General features: G+C 69.0%; 16 protein-coding genes. 10 read left to right on the forward strand and 6 right to left on the reverse strand.

Annotated elements, in window-relative coordinates; genetic code table 11:
- Nucleotides 1–50 precede the first annotated feature (50 nt).
- Nucleotides 51–1,715: an adenylate/guanylate cyclase domain-containing protein gene (locus tag AC5Y5V_RS03255; protein WP_499931174.1), complete on the reverse strand. Its 1,665-nt coding sequence runs from the start codon at nucleotides 1,713–1,715 to the stop codon at nucleotides 51–53.
- A 45-nt stretch (nucleotides 1,716–1,760) separates the two neighbouring features.
- Between AC5Y5V_RS03255 and nucS the strand changes: the two genes are divergently transcribed.
- On the forward strand, nucleotides 1,761–2,432 hold the full coding sequence (gene nucS / locus AC5Y5V_RS03260; RefSeq protein ID WP_499931175.1) for an endonuclease NucS: 672 nt from the start codon (nucleotides 1,761–1,763) through the stop codon (nucleotides 2,430–2,432).
- Between the two features lie 52 nt (nucleotides 2,433–2,484).
- On the forward strand, nucleotides 2,485–2,778 hold the full coding sequence (locus AC5Y5V_RS03265; RefSeq protein WP_499931176.1) for an Rv1322 family protein: 294 nt from the start codon (nucleotides 2,485–2,487) through the stop codon (nucleotides 2,776–2,778).
- Here AC5Y5V_RS03265 and mce read toward each other — a convergent pair.
- Nucleotides 2,775–3,233: a methylmalonyl-CoA epimerase gene (gene mce, locus AC5Y5V_RS03270; RefSeq protein WP_499931177.1), complete on the reverse strand. Its 459-nt coding sequence runs from the start codon at nucleotides 3,231–3,233 to the stop codon at nucleotides 2,775–2,777. The genes AC5Y5V_RS03265 and mce overlap by 4 nt on opposite strands.
- Nucleotides 3,234–3,311: 78 nt before the next feature.
- Between mce and AC5Y5V_RS03275 the strand changes: the two genes are divergently transcribed.
- Complete coding sequence (locus AC5Y5V_RS03275) at nucleotides 3,312–4,493, forward strand: acetyl-CoA C-acetyltransferase (protein ID WP_499931178.1); 1,182 nt, start codon at nucleotides 3,312–3,314, stop codon at nucleotides 4,491–4,493.
- A gap of 184 nt (nucleotides 4,494–4,677) precedes the next feature.
- Nucleotides 4,678–5,601 (forward strand): tetratricopeptide repeat protein, encoded by a 924-nt coding sequence (locus AC5Y5V_RS03280; protein WP_499931179.1) that lies wholly within the window; start codon nucleotides 4,678–4,680, stop codon nucleotides 5,599–5,601.
- Nucleotides 5,602–5,677: 76 nt separating this feature from the next.
- Here the strand turns inward: AC5Y5V_RS03280 and glgB are convergent, their stop codons facing one another.
- Together glgB and AC5Y5V_RS03290 are read right to left on the reverse strand one after the other, a co-directional pair.
- Nucleotides 5,678–7,873, reverse strand: coding sequence for a 1,4-alpha-glucan branching protein GlgB (glgB, locus tag AC5Y5V_RS03285; RefSeq protein ID WP_499931180.1), 2,196 nt, complete (start codon nucleotides 7,871–7,873; stop codon nucleotides 5,678–5,680).
- A gap of 7 nt (nucleotides 7,874–7,880) precedes the next feature.
- Nucleotides 7,881–9,968: an alpha-1,4-glucan--maltose-1-phosphate maltosyltransferase gene (locus AC5Y5V_RS03290; RefSeq protein WP_499931181.1), complete on the reverse strand. Its 2,088-nt coding sequence runs from the start codon at nucleotides 9,966–9,968 to the stop codon at nucleotides 7,881–7,883.
- 273 nt (nucleotides 9,969–10,241) lie between these two features.
- Between AC5Y5V_RS03290 and AC5Y5V_RS03295 the strand changes: the two genes are divergently transcribed.
- Nucleotides 10,242–12,833: a glycosyltransferase family 1 protein gene (locus AC5Y5V_RS03295; RefSeq protein WP_499931182.1), complete on the forward strand. Its 2,592-nt coding sequence runs from the start codon at nucleotides 10,242–10,244 to the stop codon at nucleotides 12,831–12,833.
- A gap of 76 nt (nucleotides 12,834–12,909) precedes the next feature.
- Here AC5Y5V_RS03295 and AC5Y5V_RS03300 read toward each other — a convergent pair whose 3' ends face one another.
- Entirely contained in the window at nucleotides 12,910–14,883 is a 1,974-nt protein-coding gene (locus AC5Y5V_RS03300) for an ATP-dependent DNA helicase (protein ID WP_499931183.1), read from the reverse strand.
- 19 nt (nucleotides 14,884–14,902) lie between these two features.
- The gene (locus tag AC5Y5V_RS03305; RefSeq protein ID WP_499931184.1) at nucleotides 14,903–16,201 is read right to left on the reverse strand and encodes a nicotinate phosphoribosyltransferase; all 1,299 of its coding nucleotides are present in this window, start codon (nucleotides 16,199–16,201) and stop codon (nucleotides 14,903–14,905) included.
- A gap of 57 nt (nucleotides 16,202–16,258) precedes the next feature.
- Here AC5Y5V_RS03305 and clpS point away from each other — a divergent pair, with 57 nt between their 5' ends.
- The 5 genes from clpS to murI all read left to right on the forward strand — a co-directional run bounded on the left by clpS (nucleotide 16,259) and on the right by murI (nucleotide 19,747).
- Complete coding sequence (gene clpS, locus AC5Y5V_RS03310) at nucleotides 16,259–16,576, forward strand: ATP-dependent Clp protease adapter ClpS (RefSeq protein WP_499931185.1); 318 nt, start codon at nucleotides 16,259–16,261, stop codon at nucleotides 16,574–16,576.
- A gap of 24 nt (nucleotides 16,577–16,600) precedes the next feature.
- Nucleotides 16,601–17,185: an oxidative stress transcriptional regulator AosR gene (gene aosR / locus AC5Y5V_RS03315; RefSeq protein ID WP_499931186.1), complete on the forward strand. Its 585-nt coding sequence runs from the start codon at nucleotides 16,601–16,603 to the stop codon at nucleotides 17,183–17,185.
- Nucleotides 17,186–17,195: 10 nt separating this feature from the next.
- Nucleotides 17,196–18,221 carry a P1 family peptidase gene (locus AC5Y5V_RS03320; RefSeq protein ID WP_499931187.1) on the forward strand — a complete coding sequence of 342 codons (1,026 nt, stop codon included), beginning with the start codon at nucleotides 17,196–17,198 and terminating at the stop codon, nucleotides 18,219–18,221.
- A 69-nt stretch (nucleotides 18,222–18,290) separates the two neighbouring features.
- A complete protein-coding gene (locus AC5Y5V_RS03325; RefSeq protein ID WP_499931188.1) occupies nucleotides 18,291–18,935 on the forward strand; it encodes a rhomboid family intramembrane serine protease in 645 nt (214 codons plus the stop codon).
- Nucleotides 18,932–19,747 carry a glutamate racemase gene (gene murI / locus AC5Y5V_RS03330; RefSeq protein WP_499931189.1) on the forward strand — a complete coding sequence of 272 codons (816 nt, stop codon included), beginning with the start codon at nucleotides 18,932–18,934 and terminating at the stop codon, nucleotides 19,745–19,747. Before AC5Y5V_RS03325 ends, murI begins: the two co-directional genes overlap by 4 nt.
- Nucleotides 19,748–19,802 lie beyond the last annotated feature (55 nt).

Raw genomic sequence — 19,802 nt, forward strand, 5'->3', positions numbered from 1 at the left:
CCCTCTAGCGCAGTCTCGATGGTGAGGGGACTGGCGTTAAGCCAATAACCTCAGGCGTCCTGCTTGCGCGGTGTCGCCGGCTCGGCCGGAGAGGCAATCCGGGTGCGTTGATCGTGCCCACGGAGCCGGACGTGTCTGCCCAAAGTCCAGTGCTCGCGCTCACTTTCGCTCGCGCCTTCCAGGGTCTGCGCCGAAGTGAGCAGCTTGCCGGGCCGGGACTTGGCCAATTCGCACAGCCGGGCCGCCTCGTTGACCGGCTCGCCGATGACGGTGTATTCGAAGCGTTCCCTGGCCCCCACGTTGCCGGCGACGACCTGGCCGGCCGCTACCCCGATGCCGGCCTGGCAATCGGGCATTTCGTCGGCCAGTCGGTCGGCGATGGCCCGCGCAGCGCCCAGCGCCGCGTCCTCGGGGGAGTCCAGGTGGTTCGGGGCGCCGAAGATCGCGAGGGAGGCGTCGCCCTCGAACTTGTTCACGAATCCGTGGTGGCGGTCGATCTCTTCGACGACGATCGCGAAGAACCGGTTCAGTAACTGGACTACCTCGGACGGCGGTTGGCTGGTTACCAGCTTGGTGGACCCGACGATGTCGATGAACAACACGGCGACGTGACGCTCCTCCCCGCCGAGTTTCGGTTTCTCGCGTTCGGCCGCCGCGGCGACTTCGCGTCCGACGTGCCGGCCGAACAGATCGCGCACGCGTTCGCGCTCGCGCAGGCCGTCGACCATCGCGTTGAAACCGCGTTGCAGCTCACCGAGTTCGGTCCCGTCGAACACCACCAGATCGCCGCGCAGGTCGCCCTGCTCGACGCGCTTGAGCGCCGCGCGCACCACCCGCACCGGGGTCGCCGTCAGCCAGGACATGATCCACATCAGGATGAAGCCGAAGATGAACGTCGCGGCCGCCACGATCAACACGCCGACCGCGAACTCGGTCTCGGTGAGGTTCTGCATCGAGATCTGGAAGATGGCCAGCAGCGCGATGCCGATGACGGGAACCCCCGAACCCATCAGCCACACCATCATGGTCCGGCCCATGATTCCCGGCGCGAGCCTGCGCGGCGGCGGCCCGGCCTCGAGCGCCTGCGCGGCCACCGGGCGCAGCGCGAACTCGGTGAGCAGGTAACTGCTGGTGGAGACCAGCAGGCCGCTGAAACTCACCGTGATCAGGAATCGCGGGATGAACTGGTAATTGACCATGCCGTAGAGGGTGGTCAGCAGCACCGCCCCGATACCCCACAGGATGAGGTCGCCGAACGCCACGCGCCATGCCGCCATAAAGGTGTTGCGCTCGTCGTCGGGCGTCGGTGGGCGTTCCTCGATCGCCCAGCGCAGGGCCTCCACGGTCTGCCTGGTGATCCAATACGCGCCCAGCACCAACGCGAGGAGCATGTAACCCGGTCCGACGCCGAACGTGAGCCACTTCGGGGCGTCGGTGAACACGCTCGGCTGGGGGATGGCGACCGTCACCAGCAGCACGTTGACCGCGATGCCGATCAGATTCGCGGCCACGATCAGAACGGTCATGATGCTCTGGATGCGCACCCGCCGGCTTTGTTGGTCTTCCGACACCCGTCCGAGCAGCCACGAGCCGTACGCCGGGGTTTCCGGCAGTCGGCCGCTCTGACGGGTGACCCTTTCGAGCACCCGGCCCAAGCGTTGCGCCACGGACTTCTTGGCAGACGTCCTCTTGGCGGCCGATTGTTTCGCCGACATTGTGGCGTCAGCCTAATTCGTTTCGCACGCTCTAAGGTGAGTCGGGTGCGTCTAGTGATCGCCCAATGCACCGTTGATTACGTCGGCCGGCTGACCGCGCACCTGCCTTCCGCGCGCCGGCTCTTGCTTTTCAAGGCCGACGGGTCGGTCAGCGTGCACGCCGACGACCGCGCCTACAAGCCGTTGAACTGGATGAGCCCGCCGTGCTGGACCACCGAAGAGCCCGGCGAGTCCGCGCCGGTCTGGGTGGTGGAGAACAGGGCGGGCGAGCAGCTGCGCATCACCGTCGAGCAGATCGAGCACGACTCCAGCCATGACCTGGGCGTGGACCCGGGGCTGGTCAAAGACGGCGTCGAGGCGCACCTGCAGGCGCTGCTGGCCGAGCACGTCCAGCTGCTGGGCGAGGGCTACACGCTGGTGCGCCGCGAGTACATGACCGCGATCGGGCCCGTCGACCTGTTGTGCCGCGATGAACAAGGCGGCTCCGTCGCGGTGGAGATCAAGCGGCGCGGCGAGATCGACGGGGTGGAACAGCTCACCCGCTACCTCGAGCTGCTCAACCGCGACAGCGTGCTCGCGCCGGTCAAGGGCGTGTTCGCCGCTCAGCAGATCAAGCCGCAGGCCCGCACGCTGGCCACCGACCGCGGGATCCGTTGCCTGACACTGGATTACGACAAGATGCGCGGGATGGACAGCGACGAGTACCGGCTGTTCTGAGCCGCGCGCGCCCTCGCGTAGGGCGCGCCGGGTGAAGCCCTAAACTTGCCGGATGCCCCGGCGCCGCAGACCGCCCCGCGGGACGCCGCCCGCGCCGCTGTCGCTGGGCGTGCGTCGGCTGGAAACCGGACCCGACGGCTTCGAGTACGAAGTGCGCCCGATCGCCGCGGCCCGCGCCGTAAAGACCTATCGCTGCCCGGGCTGCGACCACGAGATTCGTTCCGGCATCGCGCATGTGGTGGTCTGGCCAACGGAGTCGCCGGAGGCCGCAGATGACCGGCGGCACTGGCACACGCCGTGCTGGACGAATCGCGCTAACCGCGGCCCGACGCGACGGTGGTCTTAGCGAGCCGGCTCGACCAACTCGATCAGGACCCCGCCGGCGTCCTTGGGGTGGATGAAGTTGATCCGTGAGTTGGCGGTGCCGCGCCGCGGGGCGTCGTACACCAGGCGGACACCCTGCGAGCGCAATTGCCGGCAGAGGGCGTCGAGATCGCTGACCCTGCAGGCCAGCTGCTGGATGCCCGGACCGCGCTTGTCCAAGAACTTTGCTATCACGGACGACTCGTCGAGCGGGGCCATCAGCTGGATCTGCGCCGAGGTGCCCGGCACGGACAGCATGGCCTCGCGGATGCCCTGGTCGTCGTTGACTTCTTCGTGGACCAGGATCATGCCGAGGTGGTCGTGGTACCACTCGATGGAAGCGTCGAGGTCGGCGACCGCGATCCCGACGTGATCGAGCCCGGTGACCAAAGAGGTGGCAAGCACGTGACGGGCGTCAACTTGATCGGTCGTCATCACACAACGGTAACCTGGCGATCGAGATTGCGCTTCTCCGGTAGGTCGAATCCGCCTTCCGCACGAGCCTAGGAGGTAGTCATGACGACGTCGGTGATCGTTGCTGGGGCACGCACCCCGATAGGGAAATTGATGGGCTCCCTCAAAGATTTCTCGGCCAGCGACCTCGGCGCGATCGCGATTGCGGGGGCGCTGGAAAAGGCGGGAGTGGCCGCCGATTTGGTCGAGTACGTGATCATGGGCCAGGTGCTGACCGCGGGGGCCGGCCAGATGCCGGCCCGGCAGTCGGCGGTCGCGGCAGGCATCGGCTGGGACGTGCCGGCGCTGACCATCAACAAGATGTGCCTGTCCGGAATCGACTCGATTGCCCTGGCTGACCAGCTGATTCGGGCGGGCGAATTCGACGTGGTGGTCGCCGGTGGCCAGGAATCGATGACCAAGGCGCCGCACCTGTTGATGGACAGCCGCGCGGGCTACAAGTACGGCGACGTCAAGGTTTTGGACCACATGGCCTATGACGGGCTGCACGACGTGTTCACCGACCAGCCGATGGGCGCCCTGACCGAGCAGCGCAACGACGCGGACAAGTTCACCCGCGCCGAGCAGGACGAATACGCCGCCGGATCGCACCAGAAAGCGGCCGCGGCGTGGAAGGACGGCGTCTTCGCTGACGAGGTGGTGCCGGTGAACATCCCACAGCGCAAGGGGGATCCGTTGCAGTTCACCGAGGACGAGGGGATCCGGGCGAACACCACAGCGGAGTCACTGGCCGGACTCAAGCCCGCGTTCCGCAAGGACGGCACAATCACGGCGGGGTCGGCCTCCCAGATCTCCGACGGCGCCGCCGCGGTGCTGGTGATGAACAAGCAGAAGGCCCAGGAACTGGGGCTGACGTGGCTGGCCGAGATCGGTGCGCACGGCGTCGTCGCCGGACCGGACTCCACGCTGCAGTCGCAGCCCGCCAACGCGATCAAGAAGGCGCTGGGACGCGAGGGGATCTCGGTCGACCAGCTCGATGTCGTGGAGATCAACGAGGCGTTCGCGGCCGTCGCGCTGGCCTCCACCCGCGAGCTCGGCATCAACCCCGACCTCGTCAACGTCAACGGCGGCGCGATCGCCGTCGGGCATCCAATCGGCATGTCGGGGGCCAGGATCACGCTGCACGTGGCACTCGAGTTGGCGCGCCGCGGGTCAGGCTACGGCGTCGCCGCGCTGTGCGGGGCCGGCGGCCAGGGCGACGCGCTGATTCTGCGCGCGGGCTAAGCGATTTCGAACTCGTCGGTAACTTTCCGGCCGGTAACTTTGCTGCGAACGGACGTCGCGAGACGTTTGTGATTTCGGTCATATCCGGCGCTTGAGCAGCGGCTTTCGCGCGGCTGCGGAGGCTCGCTGGCCTCGGCGCCACCGGGTGGATCGCGCGGCGGCGCGACGTGACAGACTTGAGCACGTGACGCGTCCGCGACCCCCGATCGGGCCTGCGATGGCCGGTGCGGTCGATCTGTCCGGCCTCAAGCAGCGAGCCCAGCAGAATGCTACGGCGAGTGCCCCTGCCGCCCGGGCAGCGTCGGCGCAGCCGGCAGGCCCGCAGACCACCGAGGTCACCGAAGCCAACTTCGAAGCGGAAGTGCTGATGCGGTCGGACGAAGTGCCGGTCGTGGTGGCGCTGTGGTCGCCGCGCAGCGATGCGTGCGTGGACCTGGTTGACACGCTGTCGGGCCTGGCCGCCGAGGACAACGGCAGCTGGTCGCTGGCGACCGTCAACGTCGACGAGGCGCCCAGGGTGGCGCGGATCTTCGGTGTCGACGCGGTGCCGACGGTCGTGGCGCTGGCCGCCGGTCAGCCCGTATCGAGTTTCCAGGGTGTGCAGCCCGCCGAGCAGCTGCGACGCTGGCTGGACTCGCTGCTGTCGGCGACGGCCGGCAAGCTCCGGGGCCCGGGTGGGGACGAGGACGCGGCGGAGGTCGACCCCGAGCTCGCCCAGGCCCGCCAGCAGCTCGAGGTCGGCGACTTCGAGGCCGCGCGAGTGTCGTATCAGGCCATTCTGGACGCCAACCCGGGCAGCGTGGAGGCCAAGGGCGCGATCCGGCAGATCGAATTCCTCACGCGCGCGACCTCGCAGCGCCCCGATGCCGTCGTGGTCGCCGACGCCGCGCCGAACGACATCGAGGCCGCGTTCGCCGCCGCCGACGTGCAGATCCTCAATCAGGATGTGACGGCCGCCTTCGAGCGGCTGACGACGTTGGTGCGCAGCACATCCGGCGACGACCGCACCCGGGTGCGGACCCGCCTGATCGAGCTGTTCGAGCTGTTCGACCCCGCCGATCCCGAGGTCATCGTCGGTCGCCGCAACCTCGCCAACGCGCTTTACTAGCGCCAACAGACGCAAAAGCCCCCATTTCGTGCGGAAAATGAGGGGCTTTCGCGTCTGCTCGCGGGGATCGCCGGCGTTACTCGGGCTCGAGCCACAGCGCCGACGTCGGGGGCAGCACCAGCACCGCCGATGCCGGACGGCCATGCCAGGGGTCCGCGGTCGCGTCGACGCCGCCGAGGTTGCCGATCCCCGAGCCGTTGTAGTCCGTGGCGTCGGTGTTGAGCACCTCGCGCCAACGGCCCGCAAGCGGCAGGCCGAGCCGGTAGCCGCTGTGCTCGGCGCCGGAGAAGTTGAACACGCAGGCCAGCACCGAGCCGTCACTGCCATGCCGCAGGAAGCTCAGCACGTTGTTGCCGGAATCGTTGGCGTCGATCCAGGAATAGCCCTCCGGCGTGGTGTCCTGACTCCACAGCGCCGGGTGGCTGCCGTAGATGCCGTTGATGTCGCGCACCAGTCGCTGCACCCCGTTGGAGAAACCGTGTTCGTCGAGCTGGAACCAGTCCAGGCCACGCTCCTCGGACCACTCGGCCCGCTGGCCGAACTCCTGGCCCATGAACAGCAGCTGCTTGCCCGGGTGCGCCCACTGGTAGGCGAGCAGACTGCGCAGGCCGGCGGCCTTGGCGTGGTTATTGCCCGGCATCCGCCCCCACAGCGTGCCCTTGCCGTGCACCACCTCGTCGTGGCTGAGCGGCAGCACATAGTTCTCGCTGAAGGCGTAGAGCATCGAGAAGGTCATCTCGTGATGGTGGTAGCTGCGGTGGATCGGATCGCGGCTGACGTAGTCGAGCGTGTCGTGCATCCAGCCCATGTTCCACTTCATCGAAAAGCCAAGGCCGCCAAGGTTGGTCGGGCGGGTCACCCCGGGCCACGACGTCGACTCCTCGGCGATGGTGACGATGCCGGGTGCCGCCTTGTGGGCGGTGGCGTTCATCTCCTGCAGGAACTGCACCGCCTCCAGGTTTTCCCGGCCGCCGTAGATGTTCGGCGTCCAGCCGCCTTCTGGCCGCGAATAGTCCAGGTAGAGCATCGACGCCACCGCATCCACCCGCAGGCCGTCGATGTGGAACTCCTCAAGCCAGTACAGGGCGTTGGCCACCAGAAAGTTGCGCACCTCCGGGCGGCCGAAGTCGAACACGTAAGTGCCCCAGTCCAACTGCTCCCCGCGCTTGGGGTCGGAGTGCTCGTAGAGCGGGGTGCCGTCGAACCGGCCCAGCGCCCATGCGTCCTTCGGGAAGTGCGCGGGCACCCAGTCCACGATCACCCCGATGCCGGCCTGGTGCAGGGCGTCAACCAACGCCCGGAACTCGTCGGGTGTGCCGAACCGGGACGAGGGCGCGTAGTACGACGTGACCTGGTAGCCCCACGACCCGCCGAAGGGGTGCTCGGCGACGGGCAACAGCTCGACGTGGGTAAATCCCTGCTCGGCAACGTAATCCGTCAGTTCACGGGCGAGTTGGCGGTAGCTCAGGCCTGGTCGCCACGAGCCGAGGTGGACTTCGTAGGTGCTCATCGGCTCGAAGACGGGGTTGCCCCGCGCGCGTCGCGCCAGCCAGCCGTCGTCGGCCCAGGTGTAGTCGCTCACCGTCACCCGCGACGCGGTCTGCGGCGGCACCTCGGTGCCGAAGGCGAACGGGTCGGCCCGTTCGGTGACCACGCCGTCGGCGCCGTGCACCCGGAACTTGTACAGGCCGTCGGTGGGGAAGCCCGGCCAGAACAGCTCCCAGACGCCGGAGGAGCCCAGCACCCGCATCGGGGCCTCGTTGCCGGTCCAGCCGTTGAACTCGCCGATCAGACTGACGCCCTTGGCGTTCGGCGCCCACACGGCGAACGAGACACCGGTGACCACGCCGTCGGGCGTCTCGAACGACCGGGGATGCGCGCCCAGCACCTCCCAGAGCCGCTCGTGGCGACCCTCGGCGAACAGGTGCAGGTCGACCTCGCCCATGGTGGGCAGGAATCGGTAGGGGTCCGCGACGACGTGCGCGGGGGCGCCCTCGTAGCGCACTTCCAGGCGGTAGTCGATCAGGTCGACGAACGGCAGCGCCACGGCGAACAGCCCGGATTCGATGTGCTGCAACGAGAATCGCTCGTCACCGACCAGGGCGACGACGTCGACCGCGTGCGGCCGGTAGGCCCGGATGACGGTGTGGTCCCCGTACTCGTGGGCGCCCAGGATGCCGTGCGGATTGTGGTGCGCGCCGGCCGCCAGACGCGCCACGTCGCCGGGTTCCGGCGCCAGGTGCGTCCCGGCGAGTTGGTCAGTTCTGCTCATGGTGCCTTCACCTCCTGCGCAGCAGCGTGATTCGGGATTCTTCCGGTATTAATGGCATGTTGATGACGTGCGCGACGGCACGCCCCGGGTCCAGACGAACGTAATTGGATTGCCCCCATTGGTATTCCTCGCCGGTGATTTCGTCACGCACCCAGAACCGTTCGTAGGGCTCCATACCCAAAGCCTCCATGTCCAACCACAGCGTGGCCTCCTCGGGTCCGAACGCGTTGAGGGTGACCACCACCAACACGCAGTCGCCGGTGGCCGGGTCGAACTTGCTGTAGGCCAGCAGCGCGTCGTTGTCCACGCCGTGAAAATGGATCGTGCGCAACTGCTGCAGGGCGGGATGCAGGCGGCGAATTGCGTTGAGCCTGGTGATGAAAGGCTCCAGTGACCTGCCCTCGGCGAGCGCGCCGGCGAAGTCGCGGGGCCGCAGTTCGTACTTCTCCGAGTCCAGGTACTCCTCGCTGCCTTCCCGCACGGCGCGGTGCTCGAAGAGCTCGTAGCCGGAGTAGACCCCCCAAGCGGGGCTCATGGTCGCCGCCAGCACTGCGCGGATGGCGAACATGCCCGGGCCGCCGTGCTGGAGCACTTCGTGCAGGATGTCGGGGGTGTTGACGAACAGGTTCGGCCGCCGGAAGTCGGCCAGCGCCGCGATGTCGTTGCCGAATTCGGTGAGCTCCCACTTGGCCGTCCGCCAGGTGAAGTAGCTGTAGGACTGCGTGAAGCCGAGCTTGGCCAGGCCGTACTGGCGGGCCGGCGGGGTGAAGGCCTCGGAGAGGAACAGCACGTCGGGGTCGACGGCTTTCACCTGACCGATCAGCCAGGCCCAGAAGTCGGGCGGTTTGGTGTGCGGATTGTCGACGCGAAAGAACTTGACGCCGTGGTCAATCCAGTGCCGCACCACGCGCAGCACCTCGTCGTAGAGGCCCGCCGGATCGTTGTCGAAGTTGAGCGGGTAGATGTCCTGGTACTTCTTCGGCGGGTTCTCCGCGTAGGCGATGGTGCCGTCCGGCAGTTCGGTGAACCACTGCCGGTGATCGCGGGCCCACGGGTGGTCGGGGGCGCACTGCAGCGCCAAGTCCAGGGACACTTCCATGCCGAGAGCGCGCGCCGCCGCGACGAAGTCGTCGAAGTCGTCGATGGTGCCCAGGCGCGGATGCACGGCATCGTGGCCGCCCTCGTCGCTGCCGATCGCCCAGGGCGAGCCGACATCCCCGGGCTCGGCGGTGGGGTTGTTGTTGCGACCCTTGCGGTGCACCTTACCGATCGGATGGATCGGCGGCAGGTACACCACGTCGAAGCCCATCTCGGCGATCCGCGTCAGCTCCGCGGTTGCGGTGGCGAACGTACCGTGCACCGGGTTGCCGTCGGCGTCCCAGCCGCCGGTCGACCGCGGAAACATCTCGTACCACGAGCCGAAACTGGCCAGCGGCCGATCCACCCAGACGCCGAACTGCTCGCCCCGGGTGACCAGGTCGCGCAGCGGATAGGCGGTCAGGATCTCGTCGACGTCGCCCGTCAGCGCCGGCGCGGACCGGGTGACCGGATCCCCGGGCCGGCGCAACGCCGCCGCGGCCTCGAGCAGCGGCCAGCGCTGCGCGCGGGGCACACCCGTCGCGGCGCGCTCGAACAGCGCCGCGCCCACCAGCAGGTCGTTGGACAGCTCCTTCTCGCCCTGACCGGCCTCCAGCTTGGCCACCAACCCGTGCCGCCAGGTGTGGATCGGGTCACCCCAGCCGTCGACCCGGAAGGTCCACAACCCGACGCTGTCCGGTGTGAACTGGCCGTGAAAAACGTACGGCTCCAAACCCATGGTCATCGGCAGCAGCAGCGGCTTCACCCGCGCCGTATCCGGCGCGACAGCGTCCGGAGCCACCTCCGGAGCCTGCACCGCCTTGATCCGGCGCATCTCGGCCACCTGCGGATAGCGCGGCCCGTGGTAGCGCACGACCAGCGTCGCCGCCACCGCCTCATGACCTTCCCGCCAGACCGCCGCGCTGACGGGGACTACCTCGCCGACCACCGCCTTGGCGGGATACGCGCCACACGAGACGACGGGCGCGACGTTATCGATCTCGACACGACCGGGCACCGACTACTCCGTTCCGTTCCGATGTGTGGGGCCAGCCGCGTGTGCTACCTCGCGGACTGCCTCTCGTCGGGAAACTCCGTGGGAACTCCTGCCGTCGGGAATTCCTCTCGGCAGGGGACTCCCTCTCGCCGGGAAGCTTCGTTGCGCCCCCGCTCTGACTACGCGAAACCCAACAACTAACCGATACCCACCCTAGTGGCTGGCCACACACCGCGAGGTAGACCGCGGATAGTTCGGCTTCCCGGCCCGGGGGTTCTCAGTAAGCTCATGACGGTGAAAGCCCTCCGTCGATTTACGGTCCGTTCTCACCTCCCCGAGCGACTCGCCGCCCTCGAACAGTTGTCCACCAACCTGCGATGGTCCTGGGACAAACCGACGCAGGACCTGTTCGAGGCCATCGACCCGGCGCTGTGGGCGCGCTGCGGCTTCGACCCGGTCGAGCTGCTGGGTGCGGTCAAGCCGGCGCGACTGGACGAACTGGCGCTCGACCAAGGCTTTCTTGGTCGCCTCGATGCGCTGGCAGCCGAGCTCAACGACTACCTGACTCGGCCGCTGTGGTACCAGCAGCAGGCCGAGCTTCCGACCGCCCTGCCCACCGGCATCGCGTACTTCTCGATGGAGTTCGGTGTCGCCAAGGTGTTGCCCAATTACTCAGGCGGGCTTGGGATTCTGGCCGGCGATCATCTGAAGTCCGCGTCCGATCTGGGTGTCCCGCTGATCGCGGTCGGGCTGTACTACCGGTCCGGCTACTTTCGCCAGTCGTTGACCGCGGACGGCTGGCAGCAGGAGACGTACCCCTCCCTGGACCCGCAGGGCCTGCCGCTGCGGTTGCTGACCGACGCCGGCGGCGCGCCGGTGCTGGTCGAGTTGACCCTGCCGGAGGACGCGCAGCTGCGGGCCCGGGTGTGGGTCGCGCAGGTGGGTCGGGTTCCGCTGCTGCTGCTGGATTCCGACGTGCCCGAGAACGAGCACGACCTGCGCAGCGTCACCGATCGGCTATACGGCGGTGACCAGGAGCATCGCATCCGCCAGGAGATCCTGGCCGGCGTCGGCGGGGTGCGGGCGATCCGCGCGTACACCGCGCTGGAGGGGCTGCCCGCGCCCGAGGTATTCCACATGAACGAGGGGCACGCCGGGTTCCTGGGCGCGGAGCGGATCCGCGAGCTGATCACCGAAGCGGGGCTGGATTTCGACACTGCGCTGACGGTGGTGCGGTCTTCCACCGTGTTCACCACCCACACCCCGGTGCCCGCCGGCATCGACCGGTTCCCGCTCGAGATGGTGCAGGAGTATTTCGACGACGACGGCGACGGGATATCCACGCTGCTGCCGGGGGTGCCGGCCGACCGAATTCTCGCGCTGGGGGCGGAGGATGATCCGACCAAGTTCAACATGGCGCACATGGGCCTGCGGCTCGCGCAGCGGGCCAACGGCGTCTCGTTGCTGCATGGCCGGGTGAGCCGCGTCATGTTCAACGAGTTGTGGCCCGGGTTCGACCCCGACGAGGTGCCGATCGGATCGATCACCAACGGCGTCCACGCGCGCACCTGGGCGGCGCCGCAGTGGCTGCAGCTCGGGCGCGAGCTGGCCGGCTCGGACTCGTTCGCCGATCCCGGCGTCTGGCTGCGGTTGCAGGAGGTCGACCCCGGCCACCTGTGGTGGATCCGCTCGCAGCTGCGAGCGCTGCTGGTCGACGACGTCCGGGTGCGGCTGCGTGAGTCCTGGGTCGAGCGCGGCGCTGCGGACGCCGAACTGGGTTGGATCGCAAAGGCCTTCGACCCGAACGTGCTCACCATCGGGTTCGCACGCCGGGTGCCGACGTACAAGCGGCTGACGCTGATGCTGCGCGATCCCGACCGGCTGGAACGGCTACTGCTCAACAACGAGCGGCCGATCCAGCTGATCGTCGCCGGGAAGTCGCATCCCGCCGACGACGGCGGAAAGGCTCTGATTCAGCAGATCGTGCGCTTCGCCGACAGGCCGCAGGTGCGCCACCGCATCGCCTTTCTGCCCAACTACGACATGTCCATGGCCCGGCATTTGTACTGGGGCTGCGACGTCTGGCTGAACAACCCGCTGCGGCCGCTGGAGGCGTGCGGCACCTCCGGCATGAAGAGCGCGCTCAACGGCGGGCTCAACCTGTCCATTCGCGACGGCTGGTGGGATGAGTGGTACGACGGCGAAAACGGTTGGGAGATACCGTCGGCCACCGGTGTGACCGACGAGGCGCGGCGTGACGACCTGGAGTCCAGCGCGCTGTACGACCTGCTCGAGCACGCCGTAGTGCCCAAGTTCTACGAACGCGACGAGCACGGGCTGCCGCCACGGTGGATCGCGATGGTGCGGCACACGCTGCAGACGCTCGGGCCGAAAGTGCTGGCGTCGCGGATGGTTCGCGACTACGTCGAGCACTACTACCTGCCGGCGGCCCAGTCGCTGCGCCGCACCGTCGCCCCGGGCGAAGACGACGCGTTCGCGGCGGCCCGGGAACTCTCCGCCTATCGCCGCCGCGCGCAGGAAGCGTGGCCCAACATCGACATCACCGACGTCGACAGCACCGGCCTGCCGGACACTCCGTTGCTGGGTTCGAAGCTGACGCTGACCGCCACCGTGCAGCTGGCCGGCCTGGCGCCCGACGAGGTGACGGTGCAGGCGGTGCTGGGCCGGGTCGACGCCGGGGACACGCTGGTGGATCCGGTGACCGTGGGGATGTCGTACACGGGTACCGCCGAAGGCGGAAGTCAGGTCTTTTCGACGACGACGCCGCTGCCGCTGGCCGGGGCGGTCGGTTACACGGTGCGGGTGCTGCCGTGCCATCCGATGCTCGCCGACAGCAACGAGTTGGGTTTGGTCACGCTGGCCTGACCGCCGAGCGTGAGCCGCCCCAAAGTGGGCCAAATCACGGCAATATCCTGCGATTTGAGGACTCTGGCGGCCGGGGCTAGTCGGGGGCGGTGCGCAGCCGCTCGAGCGCCGCGCGGACCTGCGCCGCGTTGGTGGTCTGCCAGAACGGCGGCAGTGAGGCCCGCAGATAGCCGCCGTAGCGCGCGGTGACCATACGGGAGTCGAGCACCGCTATCACGCCCCGGTCGGTCACGCGGCGCAACAACCGGCCCGACCCCTGCGCCAGCAGCAACGCGGCGTGGCTCGCGGCGACGGCCATGAAGCCGTTCTGACCGCGCGCGGCCACCGCGCGTTGCCGTGCGCTCAACAGCGGGTCGTCGGGCCGGGGGAACGGGATGCGGTCGATCAGCACCAACGACAGCGACGGTCCGGGCACGTCGACGCCCTGCCACAGCGACAGCGTGCCGAACAGCGACGTCTCGGGGTCCTCGGTGAACTGCTCGACCAGCGTCGAGGTGCTGTCGTCGCCCTGGCACAACACCGGGGTAGACAGCCGGTCGCGCATGGCCTCGGCGGCGGTGCGGGCCGCGTGCATCGACGAGAACAGCCCCAGGGTCCGCCCGCCGGCGGCGGTCACGAGCTCGGCGATCTCGTCCAGCTGCTCGGCCGAGCCCGTGCCGTCACGGCCCGGCGGCGGAAGATGCGCTGCGACGTAAAGGATTCCCGACTTGGCGTGCTGGAACGGCGAGCCCACGTCGAGCCCGCGCCAGGGTTGGTCGGACGTCAGGCCCCACGCGGCGGCCATCGCGTCGAAAGACCCGCCGATGGTCAGAGTCGCCGACGTCAGCACCGTCGTCGACCGGGAGAACACATGCGTGGAGAGCAGCTCGGCCACCGTCAGCGGCGCCACCCGCAGCACCGCCCGCGGCGAGCCCCGGTTGTCCTCGTGGTCCAGCCACACGACATCGGTGCGATCGGGGATGGCGGGGCCGAACGACGCCAATATCCGCGCCGCCGTATCGGAGATCTCGCCCAGCGCCGCAACGGCTTCGGCGCGCGCCGCGGCAGCCTGGGAGTCGCTGCTGGTGTTGACGGCTGACCGCGCCGCGCTCGCCGCGTCGCGCAGCGCGGTCAGGTACGTCGCGAGTTCGTCGTCGAGGTAATCGATGCGGCCGGGCTGGGCGTCGTGGATCGCCGAGCCGAAGGTGGTGGAGGCCGCCTCGAGGCGCTGGGTCAGTTCGGGACCGACCAGGCGGGTGATGCGTCGCGCTACGGCACCCAGGGTTGCCGACGTCAGCTCCGCGGTGGCCACCGAGGTGACCCGGTCCGCCAACTCGTGCGCCTCGTCGACCACCAGCAGCGCATGCTCGGGCAGCAGCGCCGAGTCGGCGACCGCGTCGATGGCCAGCAGCGCGTGGTTGGTGACGACGACGTCGACGCGGCCGGCGCGGCTGCGCGCCCGTTCCGAAAAGCATTCGGAGCCATACGGACACCGCGCCACGCCGATGCACTCCCGCGCCGAGACGCTGACCTGCGACCAGGACCGGTCCGGCACCCCGGGCTTCAGGTCGTCCCGGTCACCGGTCTCGGTTGTCGACGCCCAGGCGGTGATCCGCTGCACGTCGCGGCCCATCGCGGTGGCAGCCACCGGGTCGAACAGCTCCTCCTGCGGCCTGTCGTCCTCCGCGTCGGCCCCACCGCCGTGGATCTTGTTCAGGCACAGGTAGTTCCGGCGCCCTTTGAGCAGCGCGAACCGCGGACGCCGGGGCAGCGCCGCAGCCAGGGCGTCGGCCAGTCGGGGCAGGTCGCGATCGACGAGCTGGCGCTGCAGCGCGATCGTCGCCGTCGACACGACCACCGGCGCCTCGTCGTTGACGGCGCGGACGATCGCGGGAACCAGATACGCCAGCGACTTGCCGGTGCCGGTGCCGGCCTGCACGGCCAGGTGCTCGCCGGTGTCGAAAGCCTGGGCCACCGCGGCGGCCATCTCCTGCTGACCGCGGCGTTCGCTGCCGCCGAGCGCGGCCACGGCGGTGGCCAGCAGCTGCGGTACGGACTGGGCACCGGACACGAGGTTGACGGTAGCCCAGTCAGCGCGGAATCGTCGTCGTCGGAATGGCGGGGTCGCCGGCCGCCAATTTCAGCCCCTCCCACGGCAGGCTGCGCAGCCCGGCCGCCACCAACTCCCGCGCGGCGGCCAGGTCGCCGGCGGCCACCACCCGCCCCCCGCGGACCAGCGGCGTCGTCAACACCCGGCACTGTCCCGCGGTGTCCGGTGGCCGGCCCGCCGGGTGCACGATCTCCTCGGTGACGGTCCCCGTCGGCCGCGACACCCGCAGCGCCTGCTTGGCGCCGCCGTGGGATTCCTTGTGGCTGCTGCGCTTTTGCACCGCAATGCCGTCGACCTCGACCAGCTTGTAGACCATGTTGGCGGTCGGCGCGCCCGAGCCGGTGACCAGCGACGTGCCGACCCCGTAGGTGTCTACCGGCGCGGCCTGCAGCGCGGCGATCGAGAACTCGTCAAGATCTCCGGACACCACGATGCGGGTCCCGGTCGCCCCCAGGCCGTCGAGCTGCGCACGCACTTGTCGGGCCAGCACCGCCAACTCGCCGGAGTCGATGCGCACGGCGCCGAGCGCCGCGCCGGCTGCGGCCACAGCGTTGGCCACGCCGGTGGTCACGTCGTAGGTGTCCACCAGCAGCGTGGTGCCGGCGCCCAGCGCGTCGACCTGTCCGCGAAATGCGGCCAACTCATCCGGGCCGTCCGCATGGGTGTGCAGCATCGTGTACGCGTGCGCGGCGGTGCCCTCCGCGGGCACGCCGTAGCGTCGCTGGGCCTCCAGGTTGGACGACGCGGCGAAGCCGGCGATGTAGGCGGCCCGAGCGGCGGCCACCGCGGCGTGTTCATGGGTGCGCCGGGAGCCCATCTCGATCAGCGGCCGTTCGCCTGCGGCGCTGGTCATCCGCGCCGCCGCGGACGCGATCGCGGTGTCGTGATTGAAGATCGACAGCACCAGCGTCTCGATCACCACGCACTCGGCGAAGCTGCCGCGCACGGACAGGATCGGGGAGTCGGGGAAGTACAGCTCGCCCTCGGCGTAGCCGTCGATGTCGCCGCCGAAGCGAAATTCGCGCAGGTAATGCAGCGCGTCCGGGTCCAAGAAGTCCGCCAGCAACTGGCACGCCTCGTCGTCGAACCTGAACTGCGGCAACGTCTCCAGCAGCCGACCGGTGCCGGCAACCACCCCGTACCGCCGACCGGCGGGCAGGCGGCGGGCGAACACCTCGAACGTCGTGCGACGCTCGGCGGTGCCGTCGCGCAGCGCGGCCGCGAGCATGGTCAGCTCGTACTTGTCGGTCAGCAGACCCGCCCAGGACGGCTCGTTCACACCGCAAACCGTATCGGTTCGCTTCGGGGCGGATGGCGGCTCGGTATCCTAGGGGCCATGGTTGCTGCGTCAGCGCCCACTGAGCCGAAGTCGAAGCCGGGCAGTACCGGGCAACGCGAGGCCGCACCGGTAGACGTCACGGACAGTCCGTGGGTCACGATCGTGTGGGACGACCCGGTCAATTTGATGACCTATGTGACGTACGTGTTCCAGAAGTTGTTCGGTTACAGCGAGCCGCATGCCACCAAGTTGATGCTCCAAGTGCACAACGAGGGTAAGGCCGTGGTGTCGGCGGGTAGTCGAGAGTCCATGGAAGTTGACGTGTCCAAGCTGCATGCCGCCGGGTTGTGGGCAACGATGCAGCAGGACCGGTAGATCCGAGGGTATCCGGGATTCCCTGTGCGCAAATGGAAGCGCGTCGAGACCGCCAACGGTCCCCGTTTTCGGTCCGCCTTGGCCGCGCACGAGGCTGCGCTGTTGAAGAACCTGGTCACCGCGATGATCGACCTGCTCGACGAACGCCAATCATCCTCGCCGTCAGACGAACTCGAGGAGATCACCGGGATCAAGACCGGCAACACCGAGCCGCCGCCGGACCCGATGCTGCGTCGGCTGCTACCCGATTTCCACAAGTCCGACGACGGGAATACCGGACTCGACGACCCCGACAGCCTCAACTCCGCGCTGCGCAGCTTGCACGAACCGGAGATCATCGACGCTAAACGCGTTGCCGCGCAGCAACTGTTGGACACTGTTCCCGTTAATGGCGGCCGGCTGGAGCTGACCGAAGAGACCGCCAACGCCTGGATCGCGGCGGTCAACGACCTGCGGTTGACGCTGGGGGTGCTGCTCGAGATCGGCCCGCAGGGTCCGGAGCGGCTGCCCGCCGACCATCCGCTGGCGGCGCACCTCGACGTCTACCAGTGGCTGACCGTGTTGCAGGAGTACCTGGTCCTGGTGCTGATGGGACGCGGACGATCCTGATGGCGGCCCGATGAATTCCATCACTGACGTCGGCGGCATCCGGGTCGGCCACTATCAGCGGCTGGACCCGGATGCGTCCATCGGCGCGGGCTGGGCCTGCGGCACCACCGTCGTGCTGACACCGCCGGGGACCGTCGGCGCGGTCGACTGCCGCGGCGGCGCGCCCGGAACGCGCGAGTCCGACCTGCTCGACCCGGCGAACAGCGTGCGCTTCGTCGACGCCGTGTTGCTCTCCGGCGGCAGCGCCTACGGGCTGGCCGCGGCCGACGGCGTCATGCGCTGGCTGGAGGAACACGACCGCGGCGTGGCGATGGGGGCGGGCGTGGTGCCGATCGTGCCGGGTGCGGTGATTTTCGACCTGCCCGTCGGCGGCTGGGACTGCCGGCCGACGGCCGAGTTCGGCTACGCGGCCGCGGAGGCCGCGGATGAGGCCGTGGCGCTAGGGACGGTCGGCGCCGGCGTGGGCGCGCGGGCCGGCGTGCTCAAGGGGGGTGTGGGGACGGCGTCGACGACGCTGCCGTCGGGCGTCACCGTCGGCGCGGTCGTCGTCGCCAACGCCGCGGGTGAAGTCGCCGACCCGGACACCGGCCTGCCCTGGATGGCATACCTGATCGACGAGTTCGGGCTGACGCCGCCGCCGGCCGAGCAGATCGCTGCGTTCGCCGGGCTGCCGTCCCCGCTGAGCGCGCTGAACACCACGATCGGCGTGGTCGCCACCGACGCGGCGCTCAGCCCGGCGGCGTGCCGGCGCGTCGCGATCGCCGCCCACGACGGCCTGGCGCGCACCATTCGCCCGGCGCACACGCCGCTCGACGGCGACACCATCTACGCGCTCGCGACCGGCGCTGTGGAGGTGCCGCCGTCGCCCCAGACGCCGGCCGCGCTGTCGCCGGAGACCGCGCTGGTCACCGCGGTGGGCGCGGCGGCCACCGACTGCCTGGCCCGCGCGGTGCTGGCCGGCGTGCTGGCCGCCGAGTCCGTGGCCGGGATACCGACCTACCGCGGTGTGCTCCCCGGAGCGTTCGGCGGCACATAGGTCCCTGGCGGACATCGTCTGTGCAGGTAGCCTGGATCCGAGCGGGGCGATGAACAGGAGCGGCGCCACATGAATCGGTCGGGCAAGCTGCCGGCGACGCAAAAGCGGCCCCAGTGGGTGGTTGGCGGCGCCACGATCGTCACCTTCGTCGCGTTGCTGTACCTCATCGAGCTGATCGACCAGATCGGCGGATACCGGCTGGACGAGAACGGCATCAAACCCCTGACCGAAGACGGTCTGTCGGGGATCATCTTCGCGCCGCTGCTGCACGCCAACTGGGCACATCTGATCGCCAATACCGTCCCGATGCTGGTGCTCGGGTTCCTGATGACACTGCTCGGAATGTCGCGATTCGTCTGGGCCACCGCGATCATCTGGATCCTCGGTGGCTTCGGCACCTGGCTCATCGGCAACATGGGTAGTAGCTGCGGGCCGACCGACCACATCGGGGCCTCCGGCCTAATCTTCGGCTGGCTGACCTTCCTGCTGGTGTTCGGGCTGTTCGTCCGAAAGCTGTCACACATCGTCGTCGGACTAGTGGTGCTGGTCGCCTACGGCAGTGTGCTGCTCGGCGCGATGCCCGTGCTGCACCAGTGCGGTGGCGTGTCATGGCAGGGCCACCTGTGCGGGGCGATCGCAGGGGTGATCGCGGCGTATCTACTGTCCGGCCCCGAACGTAAGGCGCGCGAGCGGAAGAGGGCCGTGAAGGCATGACCTCGCCGCTGGCGCCCGTCGGGGTATTCGACTCCGGCGTCGGCGGACTGACCGTCGCCCGCGCCATCATCGACCAACTGCCCGACGAGGACATCGTCTACGTCGGCGACACCGGCAACGGACCGTACGGCCCGCTCACCATCCCCGAGATCCGCGCGCACGCCCTGGCCATCGGTGACGACCTGGTCGGCCGCGGCGTCAAGGCGCTGGTGATCGCGTGCAACTCGGCGTCGGCGGCGTGCCTGCGGGACGCGCGCGAGCGCTACGACGTGCCCGTCGTCGAAGTCATCCTGCCGGCGGTGCGCCGTGCCGTCGCCGCCACCCGCAACGGGCGCATCGGCGTCATCGGCACCCAGGCGACCATCACCTCGCACGCCTACCAGGACGCGTTCGCCGCCGCCCGCGACACCGAGATCACCGCGGTGGCCTGCCCCAGGTTCGTCGACTTCGTCGAGCGCGGCGTGACCAGCGGCCGGCAGGTCCTCGGACTGGCCGAGGGGTATCTGGAGCCGTTGCAGCGGGCCGAGGTCGACACGTTGGTGTTGGGATGCACGCACTACCCGCTGCTGTCCGGGCTCATCCAACTGGCAATGGGCGACAACGTCACTCTGGTCTCCAGCGCCGAGGAGACCGCCAAAGAGGTACTGCGCGTGCTCTCCGAGCGGGACCTGCTGCGCCCGCATGACGCGTCCCCCGCCACGAGGGTGTTCGAAGCGACCGGCGACCCCGAGGCGTTCACCAAACTCGCGGCGCGATTCCTCGGGCCCGCCGTGACGGGCGTGCAACCCGTTCATCACACACGGGTTGGATAAGCCCTGCGAAGAGATTCTGCAAACCGAATGGGCCATGTTTTCCCTATCCACGTAT

It is taken from the genome of Mycobacterium sp. NGS68, assembly GCF_059812195.1.

Bases quoted from the DNA above. Each gene is read 5' to 3' on its own strand.
- AC5Y5V_RS03255 (WP_499931174.1), bottom strand. From the start codon at position 1,715: ATGTCGGCGAAACAATCGGCCGCCAAGAGGACGTCTGCCAAGAAGTCC.
- AC5Y5V_RS03265 (WP_499931176.1), top strand. From the start codon at position 2,485: ATGCCCCGGCGCCGCAGACCGCCCCGCGGGACGCCGCCCGCGCCGCTG.
- AC5Y5V_RS03275 (WP_499931178.1), top strand. From the start codon at position 3,312: ATGACGACGTCGGTGATCGTTGCTGGGGCACGCACCCCGATAGGGAAA.
- glgB (WP_499931180.1), bottom strand. From the start codon at position 7,873: ATGAGCAGAACTGACCAACTCGCCGGGACGCACCTGGCGCCGGAACCC.
- clpS (WP_499931185.1), top strand. From the start codon at position 16,259: ATGGTTGCTGCGTCAGCGCCCACTGAGCCGAAGTCGAAGCCGGGCAGT.
- AC5Y5V_RS03320 (WP_499931187.1), top strand. From the start codon at position 17,196: ATGAATTCCATCACTGACGTCGGCGGCATCCGGGTCGGCCACTATCAG.
- AC5Y5V_RS03325 (WP_499931188.1), top strand. From the start codon at position 18,291: ATGAATCGGTCGGGCAAGCTGCCGGCGACGCAAAAGCGGCCCCAGTGG.
- murI (WP_499931189.1), top strand. From the start codon at position 18,932: ATGACCTCGCCGCTGGCGCCCGTCGGGGTATTCGACTCCGGCGTCGGC.